Below are 15,897 nucleotides of genomic sequence, written 5' to 3' on the forward strand. Positions count from 1 at the left end.
ACGGCCGCCGCCCCGGTGCCGCCTCATCCGGACGCGAGCGCTGAGCTCACTGGCCCACCCTGCCGTCGATGCACTCGCGCAACAGGTCGGCGTGCCCACAGTGCCGGGCATACTCCTCGATCCTGTGCACCAGCAGATCCCGCACCGTGATCCCGTCCTTCCCCAGCCGCGTTCCCAGGTCCGGGTGCGCGGCCAACGCGGCGTCCGTCGCGGCCTGTTCACGCGCCAGATCGACGTACCCGGCGTCCACCACGGCCTGGTCGGCGACAGCTCCGTCGAAGTCCGCGTCGCGCTTGCCGTACAGCTTCGGCAGCGGATCGCCGTCGCTGATCCAGTCACGCCAGTCCCGTTCCGCCCTGGCGAGGTGCCGCACCAGGCCGAGCAGCGACATCGTCGACGGCGGAACCGACCGACGGGCCAGCGCCTCCGCGTCGAGGCCCTCGCACTTCATCAGCAGGGTCAGCCGGTAGTCCGTCAAGTACCCCTGCAGCGTCGGCAGTTCGCCGTCGGGGCTGGCTCCGTCACTGTTGCGGGGGTCGTCGTCCGGGTCTGCCCACATGTCGGGGTGGACGGTCGCTTGGGTCCATCGCGCGGGTTGATCGGTCATACCTTCCATCGTCCTTCGCGAGGGCCCTGGCTCGCCAGTGGTTTTCTCGGTACTCGGAGGCGGCGCGCAGGTTCACTCGTGTCATCCGGTCGCAGGGCCGTCCACGCGCCGTGAATGCCCTGCTCATGACACCTGTCGCCATTCCTGGCCGGATCAACTCACCCTGGCCGAAATTCGTACAACTATTCGCCAGAAAGCCGATCTGATGACACGATGCACCAAGTCTTTACCAGTCCAAGACTCCACATACACCAGGCCCACGCTTGCACAGACGAATGGCTGAATCGTGAACTCCTCCCACTTAGGCACCGAAGAGGCACCCTCCCCACGCTCGCCGCGCAGCTCCCTCGTGGGCGAAGTACTCACGCTCCCGGGGTTCTCCCGGCTGGCGGGGACGGTGAGTGGGTACCGGTATGTGAAGGTCGTGCTGGACCGGGGCGACGGGGCGGTTCATTTCATCGACAGCGGGGGCGGGATCCTGCACGTGCAGTACGTCGCGTGCGATGTACTGGGCATGTCCATGGACGAGTTGGCGCGTGGGCTGGACGCGTTCAACGACGCGGTGTACCGGGATCCCGGGCGGCGGTTCTGCCTCGGGACGCTGGCGTTGCACGGGCGGCGGGCGGGGGGCGGGGAGGGGTTCCTGTCGCTGGAGACCGTGGACGTCGACACCATGTCCCGGGAGCTGCTGCGGGACTTCTACCGGGCGGTCCGGGGGTGGGTCGACCCGGCCGTGCGCCTGGTGCTGAAGCCGGCCAACCACCTCCAGGAGGGGTATCTGGTGGACGTCCCGGCGCAGGAGATACCGCGGGTTCTGGCGCACGAGCTCTACTCCTGTGCGACGTTCGTGCCGTTGAACCCCGGGTCGGTCCGTGGGCGGGTGCGGGTGTTCCGGTCGGCGGAGGAATACCGGGCGGCAGCGGAACCGCCGCAATGGCACGACATCCTGGTGATGCCAAGGATTCCCGAGGACATCCCACGGGTGGCGGGCATCATCCACGCCGAGCACACCACCCCGCTGTCGCACGTGAATGTGATGGCCGCCGGGTGGCGGATTCCCAATGCCGTGCGGCTGGACGTCTTCGAGCTGATCGAGCGGGCCGGGCTCGACGGTCAGTGGGCGCAGTACCGGGTCGACGCCGATGCCGCGGATCTCGTGCTGACCGCCGCCCGGCCGCCGGGCGCCGACGCGTCGGCGCCCTGGGCAGCCGCGCCCTGGGCGGCGGCCGGGCGGGTCGCCCTGGAGCGGCCGGAGCTGGCGGCGACGCCGATCAGCGCGCTCTCCGAGCTGCGGACGGCCGACCGCGTCCGGTTCGGCACGAAGGCCGCGCATCTCGGCGAGATCTGCCATCTGGTGCAGCACGGGTCGCCGCGATGGCTCGGCTTCTACCAGGTCCCCCGGCCTCCCCGGGCCGACCTGCTGCGCCACCTCGCGCGCCAACTCGACGTCCTGGAACCGGAGACGGAGAAGGCGGCAACAGCAACAACGGAACTGGCCGCCGCGGCGCAGCGCCTGGTGAAGGAGCATGTGCGGGTGCCCCGGGGCATCGCGCTGCCGTTCTCGCTCCACCAACGGTTCCTCGACTCCTCGGCGACGGTCCGCGACGCCCACGCCCGGCTGGCGCAGAGCCGGGAGCAGGGCGCCGCCCTCGCGGCGCGCTGCCTCGACCTGCAACAGCTGGTCCGCGCAACCCCGTTGCCGGCCGACCTCCGCGACGAGATCGAGCGCGCGGTCGTCCGCCATCTCACCGGCGTCCCCCGGTTCGTCGTGCGCAGCTCGTCCAACGCGGAGGACCTGGCCGGCTTCTCCGCCGCCGGGCTCTACACCTCCCTCCCGGGGGTCGGCGCAGCGGAGCAGGGTCACGTCCTGGACGCCGTACGGGAGGTGTGGGCCTCGCTGGTCTCCCCGCGGGCCGTGCTGCTGCGCCGGCAGGCGGGGATCCCCTTGGACCACTGTGCGATGGGCGTGATCGTGCAGGAGCAGGTCGAGGCGACGACCGGGGGTGTCCTGGTCACCTGCAACCCGCTGGACCGCCGGGACTTCCGCACCGTCTGCCTGAACGTCTCGCGGCGCTCGGTGGCCGAGGTGGTCTCCGGCAGCGGCAGCCCGTTGCAGTACCTGTGCAACACCGTCGAGGGCACCAGCCGCACGGTGTCGCTCGGCAGCGACGGGACGGACCTGGACGCCGCGACCAAGGCCGTCCTGCGCAAGCTCGCCCTGATCGGCCGGCTGTTGCAGTCGCACTTCTCGCCCGACGACAGCTTCGCGCGGCCGGTCGACGTCGAGTGGCTGGTCGAGGGCGAGTTGATCCACCTGCTTCAGCTACGCCCCTTTCACAGCGGGGGAATTGACGATTCCGAGGAGAACGCCGGTTGAACAGGATCCTGTACGTGTACGTCAAGGGCGGCGCACCGCTGGAGTACGCGTTCCCGCGGATCGCCGCCTGCGGCGAGCTGCACGTCCTCGCGCTGGCGCCGCTGCCCGCGGCCGCGCGGGACGCGTGGCTGCCCAGCTGCACCGGCATCACCGAGGTGTCCGCGCCGCCGCGCGGTGACGCACTGGTCGAGCTGATCGTCGAGCACGCGAAGGCCCTCGGTGCCGACGCCGTCCTGACGTTGTCGGAGTTCGCGGTGCTGGCCGTCGCGCACGCCGCGCGCCGGCTGGGCCTGGCCGGCGCCGGCCCTGGCATCCTGCGGGCCCGGGACAAGCGGCTGATGCGGGAGGCCTGGGTGGCGGCCGGGGTGCCGGTGCCGCGCTTCCGACGGGTCGACAGCGAGCGGGAACTCAGTGCGGCGCTGGCCGAGTTGACGCCTCCGCTGCTGCTCAAGCCGGCCTGGGGCGCGGGGTCGGTCGCCCAGCTGGTGCTGGACTCGCCGCAGGACGCCGGCCCGGCCTGGTCGCAGATCGAGGACGCGCTGCGCGCGGGCCGCCACGTCGGCATGGACGAGCTGTACGCGCCGGACACCGACCGGGACCGGCTCGTCGAGGAGATCGCCCAGGGCTCCACCGAGGGCTGGTACGAGGAGCCGGGCTACGGCGACTACGTGAGCGTCGAGGGCATCGTCGCCGACGGGGTCTACCACCCGCTCGCCGTCACCGCGAAGCTGCCGACCGTGCCGTCCTTCGTCGAGGTGGCCAGCACCTCGCCGTGCGTGCTGCCGGAGCCGCTGCAACGCCGGATCGAGGAGGTCTCCCGCCGGGCCGTCGACGCGCTCGGGCTGGAGACCTGTGGCACGCACACCGAGCTCAAGCTGCTGCCGGACGGGCAGGTGGTGGTGATCGAGACCGCGGCCCGGTTCGGCGGGCTGCTGACGCTCCGGCAGCTGGAGGAGGTGTTCGGGGTCGATCCGCTGGGCCTGCTGGTGCGCGAGCTGCTGGGGGAACGGGTCGACCACCCGCCGGTCATGCCGGTCACGGTCACCGGAGCCGGACGGGTCGGCGCCGCCGCGTCGCTGGCGGTCGTCCCGGTCGACGCGGCGGGGGTGCCCTGGCGGACCGGTCCCGTCTGGAACCCGGCGGCGGTGGACTGGCAGCGCCTGCTCTCGCCGGGCAGCACCATCGAGCCGGTGCCCGCGTTCGCGCTGCCGTCGGGGCGGCCGGTGCCGGTCTTCGACCCGTCCGGCGGGTCGCGCAACTGGCTCGGCGTCTACCTGCTGACCGCCGTCGACGCCGCCACCCTGCGCCGCGACTGCAACGCCGTACTGAACGGGCTGGAAGCCGCCCTGCACCACGCCGCCACGATCTGATACCTCACCACCACGGAGCTGTTGATGCGTGTCCTGTTCGCCGGCGCCCCCGGAATCGGTCATCTCTTTCCGCTGGTCCCGCTGGCCAGAGCGCTGCGTGGGCTCGGCCACGAGGTCGCGGTGGCCTCGATGGACGGCGGGGAGGCGGTGGTAGCGTCCGGACTGCCGTTCCTGCCGCTGGCCCCGGGCGTCGACTGGCGCACCGAGATCCGCAAGGCGGGCCGGGACCTGCGGCCCGACCTGCTGCGGCGGGTGGTCGCCTCCAACGCGGCCGACCGCGAGGCCTTCGTGCCGCTGGCCGCGCTCGTCAACACCGTGGTGGCCGACGCGACCGTCGAACTCGCCGCCCGCTGGCGGCCGGACCTGGTGGTGTACGAGTACCTGTTCCCGGCCGCGCTGCTGGCGGCGACGAGCCTGGGCGTGCCCGCCGTCCAGCACGACCTGGGGGTCGCCCGCACCCCGGCGCTACGCGCGCTGATGCTCACGGAGATGGCGGACGCCTTCGCGCGGCACGGGGTCGGCCGGCTCCCGCAGGACGCCGCCACCCTCGACCTGTGCCCGCCGAGCATGGCGGCCGGCGGGCAGCGGTACGGGTGGCCGATGCGCCCGGTCGCCTACAGCGGGGAGGGTGAGCTGCCGCTGAGCCTGCCCAGTCCCGCCCGACGCCCGCGGGTGGCCGTGACGTTGGGCACCGTAGCGCCCAAGCTCGACGGGCTGAGCAGGATCGAGCGCGTGGTCGAGGCGGCGGCCCGGGTCGACGCGGACTTCGTCCTCGCCACCGGCGACCTCGACCTCGGCGCGCTGGGCCCGCTGCCCGCCAACGTGCGGCCGTACGGCTGGGTCCCGTGGCGCGCGCTGCTGGACACCTGCACCGCCGCCGTCCACCACGGCGGCAGCGGCACCGCCCTCGGCGCGCTGGACGCCGGAGTGCCGCAACTGCTGCTGCCGGACGGCTCGGACCGCTTCGTCACCGCCGACGCGGTCCGCGACCGGGGAGCGGGCCTGAGCGCGACCGCCGCCGAGGTCGACGCCGACCTGCTGAACCACCTGCTCACCGATCCCGCCCTGCGCCGGGCCGCCCGCGAGGTCCGCACCGAGATCGCGACGCTGCCTGCCCCGGCCTCGCTGGAGCCACGCCTCACCGCCCTCGCCTCCCGCACCGTCCCCGCCGGCCAACGAAGCTGACAGCCAACGGAGCTGACAGCCACAGACGCTGACGGCCACGGACGCTGACGGCCTGATTCCCGAGCAGCTCGACGCTATGGTCGTCAGGGGACGTTGTCGGCAGCTTTCGAGAGGGGCCGAGTTGGCTGGGATCATGGTCATCGGCGGCGGCATCGCCGGAACGGCGACAGCCCTCGCGCTGCACAAGGCGGGGCTCGACGTCACGGTGTACGAGGCCCATCCGGACACCGGCGAGGACATCGGCGCCTTCCTCACCCTCGCGAGCAACGGCATGCGCGCGCTCGGGCAGCTCGACGCGGCCGCGCCGATCGCCGAACTCGGCTTCCCGGTCACCGGCTTGAGCGTCGTCGACGAGACCGGCGCGCAGCTGGCCGGCCTGCCGCTGGGCGAGCACGACCACCCGCTGACCCGCTACCGCTGCCTGCGCCGTGCGGAGTTGGGCGCGGCGCTGCAGCGCGAGGTGCGGCGCCGGGGGATCCCGATCCGGCACGGGGCACGGCTGGTGGGCGTCGCGGAGAGCGCGACGGACGTCACCGTGACGTTCGCGGACGGCAGTTCGGCGAGCGGCGAGCTGCTCGTCGGGGCCGACGGGCTGCACTCGGCGGTGCGCTCCCAGCTCTTCCCGACGGCGGCCGGTCCGGCCTACGCGGGCCAGAGCGTCTTCTACGGGTACACCACCGACTACCCGGCGCAGGACGAGAAGCCGGACCACATCACGATGGTGCGCGGCAGTGGCGCCGCCTTCGGCTACCTGGTCTCCCGCACCGGCGAGACCTTCTGGTTCGCCCGGGTGGCCGGCCCGGCACTGACCGCCCGGGAACTCGCCGGGACGACGGCGGGCCGGTGGCGGGACCGCCTCCTGCCGGCGCTGCGCCCCGACCGCACGCCCGCCGCGGACATCGTCGCGGCGACGGAGCACCGCCTGATGGCGACCAACGCCCTGCACCTGAGCCCCGGCGCGCGCTGGCACAGCCGACGCGGCGTCCTGATCGGCGACGCCGCCCACGCGGCCTCGCCCGCCACCGGCCAGGGCGCCTCGATGGCTCTGGAGGATGCCGTGGTGCTGGCCAAGGCGCTGCGCGACGCCGACACCCTCGCCGCAGCTCTGGACTCCTACGAACGGCACCGCAGGCCGCGCGCCGAGCAGAACATGACGGTCAGCGCCGCGCTCACCGCGAGCCGGAGCACGGACCGCTCCCAACCCGACGACAGCAACAGCGGCGCCGACGGCACCGGCGGCGGCGAGGGGCGGCCCCCGCAGGACTCGGCGCGCCCGGCCCAGCGGGTGGACGAGGAACTCCTCCGCCTCCTCGACTGGGACACCGCACTACCGGTCGGATGCGGGCCCACTCCCCAGTGATGGGCCCGCATCCGACGGGCTCGGACCGTCCTGGCGCGGTTCAGCGGCGCCCGGACCGGCCGGCCTCGGGACGAACTGCGCGGGAATCCTCCCCCCACCGCCGCCCGCCGCCGTGGCGCCCAGCACGGCACAGCCGCGCGCAACGGAGTCCCACGGCGAACGGCCGGCGCGGCTGCCACGGTTCACGTTGTCTCCCCCTCGACGCCCGGCGGCGGGACGGCGGCCCGTCCCTCGACATCAGAGCCTAGGACCGAGCGGATCTTGGAACTGTGCACCGCGTGCAGTGCCTCCTGACGATCCGTGCAACCGCCCCCGTCCTCCCGCGCCGCCCGGTGGCGCAGCTCGGAGGGGGTGAGGCCGTAGGCGTCGCGGAAGGCCCGGCTGAAGACGGCGGCGTTCGCGAAGCCCCAGCGGGCGGCGATCGCCTGGACCGGGTGCGTCCGCAGCTCCGGTCGGGTCAGGTCCGCACGGCACCGGGCCAGCCGTCGGCTCCTGATGGTGGCCGCGACGCTCTCCGGCTGCCCCTGGAACAGCTGGTAGAGGCGGCGCAGCGAGATGTGGTGGTGCGCCGCGACGAGCTGCGGCGTCAGCTCCGGGTCGCCGAGGTTGTGGTCGATGAAGGAGGACACCCGCTCCAGCAGCACCTGGGTACGGGTCTCGGCGGGCAGCTCGTCGCAGGCGTCGACATACGGCGCCAGGCATCCGGCGGCCAGGTCGAGTGCGGCGCGGCCCAGTCGGACGCGGTCCGCCGGATCGCAGTCGGCGCCGTGGGCGGCCAGGGTGCCGATGAACTGGGCCATGATCGCGCCCATCCCCTGATCGGCGGAGATCCGCCGGGCGAGCAGCCGGTCGGCCCGGTCCGCGCGCAGCGGCAGCGCCACCTTGGGGATCTGCAGGATGACCGCGCGGACCCTGCTGCCCTCCACGGGTGCGCCCGCCTCGAACGGGTGGGAGGTGTCCCAGAGCACCAGGTCGTCGAGGACCAGGCCGGAGTCGTTGCGGCCCTGCGAGATCCACATCGGGCTCCCGGTCACCAGCGCCAGCTCGTACCGCTCCGGATCGCTCTGCCGCACGAGGGCCGGCGGACGCCGGGAGCGCAGCGCCGGGTAGCTGAACGTCGACAGCTGCACCGGCCCCAGGTCCAGCACCGCGGCCTCCGCCTGGAACTGGGCGGGCGCCGCGCAGCTGAGCGCGGTGGGCGCCAGCGCCTGGGCCACCACGTCGGCAAACCACTCGAACCGGTCCCCCGCCGGTACCGCGGCTGACGACAGCGTCGACCACATCGCGCATGACCTCTCTGACGAACCTGACGATCTGACGATCTGACGATCTGACGATCTGACGAACGATCAATGACTCAGGACCACGGCCCCGGAGACCCGCCCTCCGGTCACCATCCTATGAAACAGGCGCAAACCGCCCGGACGGTCGGATAAACCGATCCCGGTATTGAGGGGCCGAACAGCGGGCAGTTCTCGCCACCTTGATCGTCCGCTCGGCGACCGCCGCGGGCCCCGGACGGCGGCCGGCGGCGCCCGGTGTCCGGTTTCCGGAGCCGTCGCGCCCGGCCGCGCCCGCCACACGGGCCTGCCGTCGGCGGACCCGGTGTCACTTCTCCTACGAACGGCCCGAAGCCGGCGCGGGACTCCGCCGGTTCGTGGCCGCCTACCCCGCCTGCGGGGTTTCAACCCGATCCGCCTCTTCCAGCCACCGGCCGATTCTGGCGGAATAGTTTCGAACTTCCGTCCTGCTTTCCCCTCACTCGGTGTCTCCCCCTCCGCTTCCCGCTATCAATGAATAGGCCGGGCACCGCAGCGGAATGTCGCCGACTCGGCAGTCGTCCGCTCCGCCGTCCTTTCCCGACGGCTGCGCCGACGCAGACCTCATTTCCCGGCCCGTCGATGGAGATTTCGCATGACAGTGGAAGCAGATACCGAAGCCGCCCGAGAACGGGAGGCTTCACAGGATCGGGAAAGGCTCAGTCTCAGTACCGCCGCCGCACGAAATCTGGCAACAACGACCAAATCCGCTCCGCAAATGCGCGGAATCAGCTCGCGCTGGCTGCTGCGCCGGCTGCCGTGGGTGGAAGTGTCCGGCGGTACCTACCGGGTCAACCGGCGGCTCTCGCTGGCCGTCGGCCGGGGCCGGGTCGGCTTCGTCCAGGCGGGCGCGGACGACGTACGCATCATCCCGGAGACACTGCGCGAGATTCCGGTGCTGCGCGGGTTCGGTGACGACGCGCTGCTGGCCGAGCTGGCCGGCCGGTTCACCCTGCGCGACTTCCGCAGCGGCGAGGTCATCGTCGAGGAGGGCCATCCCATCGAGGAGGTCTTCATCGTCGCGCACGGCCGGATGGAGCGGATCGGCACCGGCAAGTACGGCGGACAGGAGACCCTGGGCGTCCTGGCCGACGGCGACCATCTGGGCGACGAGGCCCTGTTGCAGAGCGATCCGCTCTGGGCGGCCACCGTCCGGGCAGCCACCGACGGAACGCTGCTGGTTCTTCCCTGGGCGGGTTTCCTCGACCTGTTCAACCGTTCCGAGGAACTGCGCCTGCATATCGCCGCATTCCTCGACAACGCGGCCCGGAAGGTGAATTCCAAGGGCGAGGTGGAAGTCGCCGTATCGGCCGGCCACGCGGGTGAGGCAGAGATCCCCGGGTCGTTCGTGGACTACGATCTTTCGCCCCGCGAGTACGAACTCTCGCTCACCCAGACGGTGCTCCGCGTCCATTCACGGGTCGCCGACCTCTACAACGACCCGATGAACCAGATCGACCAGCAGCTGCACCTGACGGTGCAGGAGATCCGCGAGCGCGAGGAGTGGGAGCTGCTGAACAACCGTGAGTTCGGCCTGCTCCACAACGCCTCGTACGACCAGCGGATCAGCACCTGGTCGGGGCCGCCGACCCCGGACGACATGGACGACCTGCTGTCGATGCGCCGCGGCACCGACTTCTTCCTCGCCCACCCCCGGGCCATCGCCGCGTTCTTCCGCGAGTGCACCAAGCGCGGCATCTACCCGGACAGCACGGAGGTCGACGGCCACCGGGTCCCCGCCTGGCGGGGCGTCCCGATCTTCCCCAGCGGCAAGATCCCGGTGACGGGACGCCAGATGTCCTCGATCGTCGCGATGCGGACCGGCGAGGACCGGCAGGGCGTCATCGGGCTGCGGCAGACCGGCATCCCGGACGAGTACGAGCCCGGGCTGAACGTCCGCTTCATGGGCATCGACGACCAGGCGATCATCCGCTACCTGGTGACCGCCTACTACTCGGTGGCCATCCTCGTCCAGGACGCCGTCGGCATCCTGGAGAACGTCCACGTGGCCGCTCCCCGGTCCTGACCCCCGGCGCTCCAGGAGGATCGATGACATCCCCACAGACCGTCGCCGGTTCCGTCCGCTGGATCCCGCACGGCCCGACCGGACTGGGCACCTCGGCCGCCCGCCTCCACAACACCAGCAACACCAGCCCCCACACCGGTACGCGAAAGAGCCGGCTCCCGGAGCTCTACTGCCCGCCGCACCTGCGCGACGACACGGCCCTCGGCGAGGAGGTCAACGAGCGGCTGGTCCGCTGGGCCGAGGAAGTCGGCATCTACGCCGGGCAGTCGGAGACGTTCCGGCAGGCCAACTACGGCCGGCTGCTCATGCTGACCCACCCCGACACCGACGACCCCGACCGGCTGCTGGCCGCGGCCCGCTGCATGGCGGCGGAGTTCGCGGTCGACGACTACTTCTGCGAGGACGCCGCCACCAGCGACCACCCAGAGCGCCTCGGACCGCAGTTGATGCTGGCCCAGTCGGCGATCGACCCGGCCCAGCTGCCCCACGGCACCCGGGAGCGCTACGAGCGCTCGCTGCGCGAGCAGCCGGTGTGGAACGCCCTGCGACGCTCCGTCGAGGAGCTGGCGCCGTACGCCGGCGGCGCGCAGGTCAACCGGCTCCGGCAGGAGATCGCCGGGCTCTTCCTCGGCATGGACGCCGAGGCGGGGTGGCGGATCGGCGGCCGGCTGCCGCCCGTCTGGGAGTACCTGGCGAACCGTCAGATGAACAGCTTCCTGCCCTGCATGGCCCTGGTCGACTCGATAGGCGGCTACGAGCTGCCCGCCCAGGTGTACGGACGCCCGGACGTGCGCCGCGCGACGCTGCTGGCCGCCCTCGCCTCCGTCCTGCTCAACGACGTCTACTCGGTGCACAAGGAGAGCAGCGCCGAGGGCGTCGAGTACAACCTGCCGCTGGTGATCGCCGCAGAGGACGGCTGCTCGCTCGACGTGGCGATCCAGCGCTCCGCCGACATCCACAACGAACTCGTGCGCTCCTTCGAGACCGCCGCAGCCGAGCTCGGCCGCACCGGTGATCCGGTGCTGACCCGCTACCTCGCGGGCCTGTGGGCCTGGCTCGGCGGCAACAGGGAGTGGCACGCCTCCAGCCCGCGCTACAACCAGAGCTAAGGAATCCGCACCATGACCATGACCGACAACAGCACCGGCGCCGACGTCCTGTCCACCAAGTACCAGAAGTCCGTGGCCGAGTACTGGAACAAGGAGCAGGACCCGGTCAATCTGCGCCTCGGCGAGGTCTCCGGCACCTTCCACCACCACTACGGCATCGGCGATGTCGACTGGTCGGTGCTGGAGGGCCCCGCCGCCACCCGCGACGCGCGGATCATCGAGGAGATGCACCGTCTGGAGGGCGCGCAGTCCGACTTCCTGCTGGAGCAGCTCGGCGACCTCACCGCGGCGGACCGGATCCTGGACGCCGGCTCCGGCCGGGGCGGCACCAGCTTCCTGGCCAACCTCCGCTTCGGCTGCCAGGTGGACGGCATCTCCATCTCCGAGAAGCAGGTGCGGTTCGCCAACGACCAGGCCCGGGAGCGGGGCGTGGACGACCGGGTGGCCTTCCACTTCCGGAACATGCTCGACAACGGGTTCCCCGCCGCCTCCTTCCAGGCGATCTGGAACAACGAGAGCACCATGTACGTCGACCTGCACGAGCTCTTCGCGGAGCACGCCCGCGTCCTGAAGCCCGGCGGCCGCTACGTCACCATCACCGGGTGCTACAACGACGTCCACGGCCGTCAGCCGTCCCGGGCCGTCAGCCAGATCGACGCCCACTACATCTGCGACATCCACCCGCGCAGCGACTACTTCGCGGCCATGTCGGCGAACAACCTGCTCCCGATCAGCGTCGTCGACCTGACCGCCGCGACCATCCCCTACTGGGAGCTGCGGGCCCAGTCGTCCGTGGCCACCGGCATCGAGGAGGCCTTCCTGACCGCCTACAAGGAGGACAGCTTCCACTACCTGATGATCGCGGCCGACAAGGTCTGAGACACGGCCGCCGACCGTGCCCACCGACCGACGGCGCGGCACGGCCGGTGGCCTGCTCTCGTGCCTCCTGGCACGAGGGGACCGGGCAGAGTAGCGTACAGAGCAGTAGCAGTCGTGGTTCCCGAGTTCCCGCTCGCCCGTGATCGCGATCACGGGCGTTTCGCGCGTCCGGGATCCGATCGGTGGTGCGGTGCGGCCCGGGCGCCTCGGCGCCCGTACTGTGCGGGCGCCGGCGGCTGTACGCATCAAGGAGAACAGCATGGCCACCGGCACCGTGAAGTGGTTCAACGCCGAGAAGGGCTTCGGCTTCATCGAGCAGGAGGGTGGAGGCCCGGACGTCTTCGCGCACTACTCCAACATCGCCACCCAGGGCTTCCGTGAGCTCCAGGAGGGCCAGAAGGTGAACTTCGACGTCACGCAGGGCCAGAAGGGCCCGCAGGCGGAGAACATCACCCCGGCCTGATCCAGGTCCGCCCGGCGCCCCGTACCGCATCCGGTACGGGGCGCCGCGCCGTTTCCGGACGAGGCAGCCGGGCGCGGCGGTCAGGCGGGCGGCTCGATCGCCAACGCGTGCCGGAACACCCCGCGCGGATCCCAGCGGGCCTTCACCTCCTGCAGCCGCGGGTAGTTGTCCTTGTAGTAGAGCGTGTGCCACGGCACGCCGGAGGTGTTCCAGACGGGGTCGGCCAGGTCGACGTCCGGGTAGTTGATGTAACTGCCGTCGCTCACCTCGTCCGGCACCGGGACGCCACCGGTCTGCGTGTAGACGTCGCGGTAGAACGCGCGGATCCAGCCGAGGTTGGCCGCGTCGTCCGACTCCTCGGCCCAGATCGTCTGGTAGACCGCCTTCATCACCACGTCGCGCTGGGCCACCGCGGTGGCGTCGGAGGGCACCGCGTCGACCTGGCAGCCGTATCCGACGAGCAGCAGGCCGCCGGTGGGGCCGCCGGTTCTGTTCGTCAGATGGCGGTGAACGGCGGCGAGTTGGGTGTCGGTGAGTGAGCGGCGCAGGTAGCCGGCCTTGAGCTTGTACCGGCGGGTGACCACGTCGCCGGGTTCGTTGGCGCCCGGCCAGGTCGTCGGGTGCAGCCACGGCAGGGTCCGCCGGGCCTGGTAGGCCGGCTCGACTCCGGTGCCGGCGGTCAGCGCGGCCACGAAGTCGCTCACCAGGCCGTTCGCGTTCGGCAGGTCCGCGTCGATCTGGACGGTCAGGAGGAAGCTGCCCGCGCTGCGGTGTGTCGGCGCGAGGATCGCGTACAGGCCGGCGTACGGCGAGCCGGGCGCGCTGTTGGCCTCGTGCCAGCGGCCGAAGTTGCGCAGCAGTGTGGTGAACGCCTGCTCGGTCATCCGCTCGTCCCAGGCCCAGTTGACCAGGCAGCCGAGCATCGCGCGCGGCGCGGGCGGCAGCAGCCGGGCGGGGTCGGCCGCCGGGTCGGCGTCGGGCGCGCGCAGCCAGTACCGGGTGACCACGCCGAAGTTGCCGCCCCCGCCGCCGGTGTGGGCCCACCACAGGTCGCGGTGCGGGTCGTCCGGCTCGCGGGTGGCCACCACCGCGCGGACGCCGCCGTCCCGGTCGACCACCACCACCTCCACGGCGTGGAGGTGGTCCACCACCGAGCCGTACCGGCGCGACAGCGGGCCGTACCCGCCGCCGGCGAAGTGCCCGCCGGCGCCCACCTCCGGGCAGCCGCCGGCCGGGATCGTCACGCCCCACCCCTTGTAGAGCGTCCGGTACACGTGCCCGAGGGTGGCTCCCGGCTGCACCGCGAACGCCCGCCGCCCGGGGTCGTAGCCGACCGCGTCCATCGGCGAGAGGTCGAGCAGCATCCGAACCGCCGGGTCGGCGGTGAAGTTCTCGAAACAGTGCCCGCCGCTGCGCACCGCGATCCGCCGCCCGGAGCACACCGCGTCCGACACGGCGCGCACCACCTGGTCCGTCGAGCCGACGACGCGGATCTCGTCCGGGCGGCCCACGAACCGGAAGTTGTTGCCGCGCAGCAGGCTGTCGTAGCGGGAGTCGTCCGGGCCCACCGCCACCGGCCCGAACGCCGTCGGCTCCGGCGCGGTCGTCCCCCCGCCTGCCGCACCCCGCCGGTCGCGGCGGCGGCCGACGGCGCGGGCCCGGGGCCAGGACGCCGGCCGCCACGGCGCCGGCCGTGCCCAGCAGCCCCGGCGGTTCAGCAGTTGGCGATCAGGTCGGTCCATCGCGGTCTCCCGTCCTCCCGAACGCCGACCGCCGGGTGCCGGGTGCCGGTGTGCCCGGGACCGTTGGTCATGGCATCGGCATGCTGCCCGACCGCGGCCCGACGAACGCGCAGGCAGGCCGCCCGCGTTCGCGCCGTCCTCCGTTCGGCGGACCGGAACCGACGCCGCAGCCGGGGCCCGAACAGTTGCGGCAGGCTGCAAACCTCGAAACACCGACTTCATTAATTTCTGTCGTGTTCCGGCTATGGCTGATAGGCGACTGGGTAACTGCTGGCATGTACCTGACAGTAAGCCCTATGGTCAGTCAAGTCCCGGTGATGGTCCCGCACTTGACATGACCGGGCAACAGCAGCAACACCACAGCGGGGCCGTGTTCCGCCGGCCCCGGCCCCGGCACCCACCCGGCGACCCCCCAGTCACCGGAGCCGGACCGCACCACCGGTTCCACCCGCTCTCCTTCCAGCTCCACGGCCCCAGGCCGTTCGCACGCCGGTCCGCGACGACCCCCACCCCTGCCGTCGCGCACCGGCCCCCACAACAGAAGGAAGACCGCAGTGAACAGGAACTCCTACGGCCGCGCGATCGCGGTCCTGGCGATAACCGGCGCGATCTGCTCGGCGCTCGCCCCCGCCGCCTCCGCGGCGCCCGCCTCCCCCGCGCACCGCCACCACCAGCAGCACCACTACGGCGCGCTGTTGACCCCGCAGCGGGACCACACCCACACCGCGATCGCCCCGCACGCCTTCCGCGCGGCGGACGTCCCGGCGAGCGTGGACCTGAGCAACTACCTTCCCTCCGTGGGGGACCAGGGCCAGGTCGGGTCCTGCGTGGCGTGGGCCATCGACTGGTCGGCGATCACCATCATGGAGGGCGAGCAGGGCATCACCGGTGCCCCGCACGCGCCGATGTACACCTACGCCCAGATCGCCCAGGGCAACGACCAGGGCAGCTACGCCAGCCAGCACTTCGACATCCTGACCAGCCAGGGCCTGGACACCAAGTCCGACTACTGGCAGGGCGACTTCGACTACACCACCCAGCCCGACGCCAACGAGACCTCCAACGCGGCCCACTGGAAGCTGTCCGGCTACACCGCCCTGGACACCGGCAGCGCGCTGGTCAACGAGGTGAAGAGCTCGCTCGCGCAGGGCGAACCGGTGGTCTTCGCGTTCAACGTGTACCAGAGCATGGAGGACCTCAACTCCTCCACCGCCGCGGACTACAGCTACTACCCGAGTGACGACGAGCTGGCCGGGCAGCCGCTCGGCGGCCACGAGGTGACCATCGTCGGCTACAACGACCAGGGCGTGAAGATCGCCAACTCGTGGGGTGGCTCCTGGGGCGCCAACGGCTACTTCACCGTGCCGTGGCGGTTCGTCACGGACCAGATCCAGGAGGCCGACGCGGTCGGCAGCATGATCGCCAGCTGACGCCAACAGCCTCGCCCCGGTGCGGTGTTG

At 71.9% G+C, this 15,897-nt stretch carries 12 protein-coding genes; 9 read left to right on the forward strand and 3 right to left on the reverse strand.

What is annotated here, in order from left to right; all coding sequences use genetic code 11:
* Positions 1–46: 46 nt before the first annotated feature.
* Positions 47–616 carry a mycothiol transferase gene (locus tag BS80_RS13870; RefSeq protein ID WP_083974605.1) on the reverse strand — a complete coding sequence of 190 codons (570 nt, stop codon included), beginning with the start codon at positions 614–616 and terminating at the stop codon, positions 47–49.
* Between the two features lie 340 nt (positions 617–956).
* Between BS80_RS13870 and BS80_RS13875 the strand changes: the two genes are divergently transcribed.
* The 4 genes from BS80_RS13875 (at position 957) to BS80_RS13890 (ending at position 6,899) form a co-directional block, all read left to right on the forward strand.
* Positions 957–2,984: a PEP/pyruvate-binding domain-containing protein gene (locus BS80_RS13875; protein ID WP_051966565.1), complete on the forward strand. Its 2,028-nt coding sequence runs from the start codon at positions 957–959 to the stop codon at positions 2,982–2,984.
* On the forward strand, positions 2,981–4,354 hold the full coding sequence (locus tag BS80_RS13880; protein ID WP_035796860.1) for an ATP-grasp domain-containing protein: 1,374 nt from the start codon (positions 2,981–2,983) through the stop codon (positions 4,352–4,354). Before BS80_RS13875 ends, BS80_RS13880 begins: the two co-directional genes overlap by 4 nt.
* Before the next feature lie 24 nt (positions 4,355–4,378).
* Complete coding sequence (locus BS80_RS13885) at positions 4,379–5,539, forward strand: nucleotide disphospho-sugar-binding domain-containing protein (RefSeq protein WP_035796863.1); 1,161 nt, start codon at positions 4,379–4,381, stop codon at positions 5,537–5,539.
* Positions 5,540–5,660: 121 nt separating this feature from the next.
* A complete protein-coding gene (locus tag BS80_RS13890) occupies positions 5,661–6,899 on the forward strand; it encodes an FAD-dependent oxidoreductase (RefSeq protein WP_232246459.1) in 1,239 nt (412 codons plus the stop codon).
* Between the two features lie 182 nt (positions 6,900–7,081).
* Here BS80_RS13890 and BS80_RS13895 read toward each other — a convergent pair whose 3' ends face one another.
* On the reverse strand, positions 7,082–8,182 hold the full coding sequence (locus BS80_RS13895; protein ID WP_063771961.1) for an AraC-like ligand-binding domain-containing protein: 1,101 nt from the start codon (positions 8,180–8,182) through the stop codon (positions 7,082–7,084).
* A gap of 631 nt (positions 8,183–8,813) precedes the next feature.
* On the opposite strand from BS80_RS13895, the gene BS80_RS13900 reads away from it, so the two are divergent.
* The 4 genes from BS80_RS13900 (at position 8,814) to BS80_RS13915 (ending at position 12,695) form a co-directional block, all read left to right on the forward strand.
* The gene (locus tag BS80_RS13900) at positions 8,814–10,244 is read left to right on the forward strand and encodes a family 2B encapsulin nanocompartment shell protein (protein WP_035796865.1); all 1,431 of its coding nucleotides are present in this window, start codon (positions 8,814–8,816) and stop codon (positions 10,242–10,244) included.
* Positions 10,245–10,267: 23 nt separating this feature from the next.
* Positions 10,268–11,353: a family 2 encapsulin nanocompartment cargo protein terpene cyclase gene (locus BS80_RS13905; RefSeq protein ID WP_083974607.1), complete on the forward strand. Its 1,086-nt coding sequence runs from the start codon at positions 10,268–10,270 to the stop codon at positions 11,351–11,353.
* 12 nt (positions 11,354–11,365) lie between these two features.
* Complete coding sequence (locus BS80_RS13910; RefSeq protein WP_198045512.1) at positions 11,366–12,232, forward strand: geranyl diphosphate 2-C-methyltransferase; 867 nt, start codon at positions 11,366–11,368, stop codon at positions 12,230–12,232.
* A gap of 259 nt (positions 12,233–12,491) precedes the next feature.
* Positions 12,492–12,695, forward strand: coding sequence for a cold-shock protein (locus BS80_RS13915; RefSeq protein ID WP_035796868.1), 204 nt, complete (start codon positions 12,492–12,494; stop codon positions 12,693–12,695).
* Positions 12,696–12,775: 80 nt separating this feature from the next.
* Here BS80_RS13915 and BS80_RS13920 read toward each other — a convergent pair whose 3' ends face one another.
* Positions 12,776–14,437 carry an FAD-dependent oxidoreductase gene (locus BS80_RS13920; RefSeq protein ID WP_083974609.1) on the reverse strand — a complete coding sequence of 554 codons (1,662 nt, stop codon included), beginning with the start codon at positions 14,435–14,437 and terminating at the stop codon, positions 12,776–12,778.
* Between the two features lie 554 nt (positions 14,438–14,991).
* Here BS80_RS13920 and BS80_RS13925 point away from each other — a divergent pair.
* Positions 14,992–15,867, forward strand: a complete 876-nt coding sequence (locus BS80_RS13925; RefSeq protein ID WP_083974610.1) for a C1 family peptidase — start codon at positions 14,992–14,994, stop codon at positions 15,865–15,867.
* The last annotated feature ends 30 nt before the right edge of the window (positions 15,868–15,897 follow it).

Origin of the sequence: Kitasatospora mediocidica KCTC 9733 (assembly GCF_000744225.1) — a bacterium.
GTDB classification, from domain to species: Bacteria; Actinomycetota; Actinomycetes; order Streptomycetales; family Streptomycetaceae; genus Kitasatospora; species Kitasatospora mediocidica.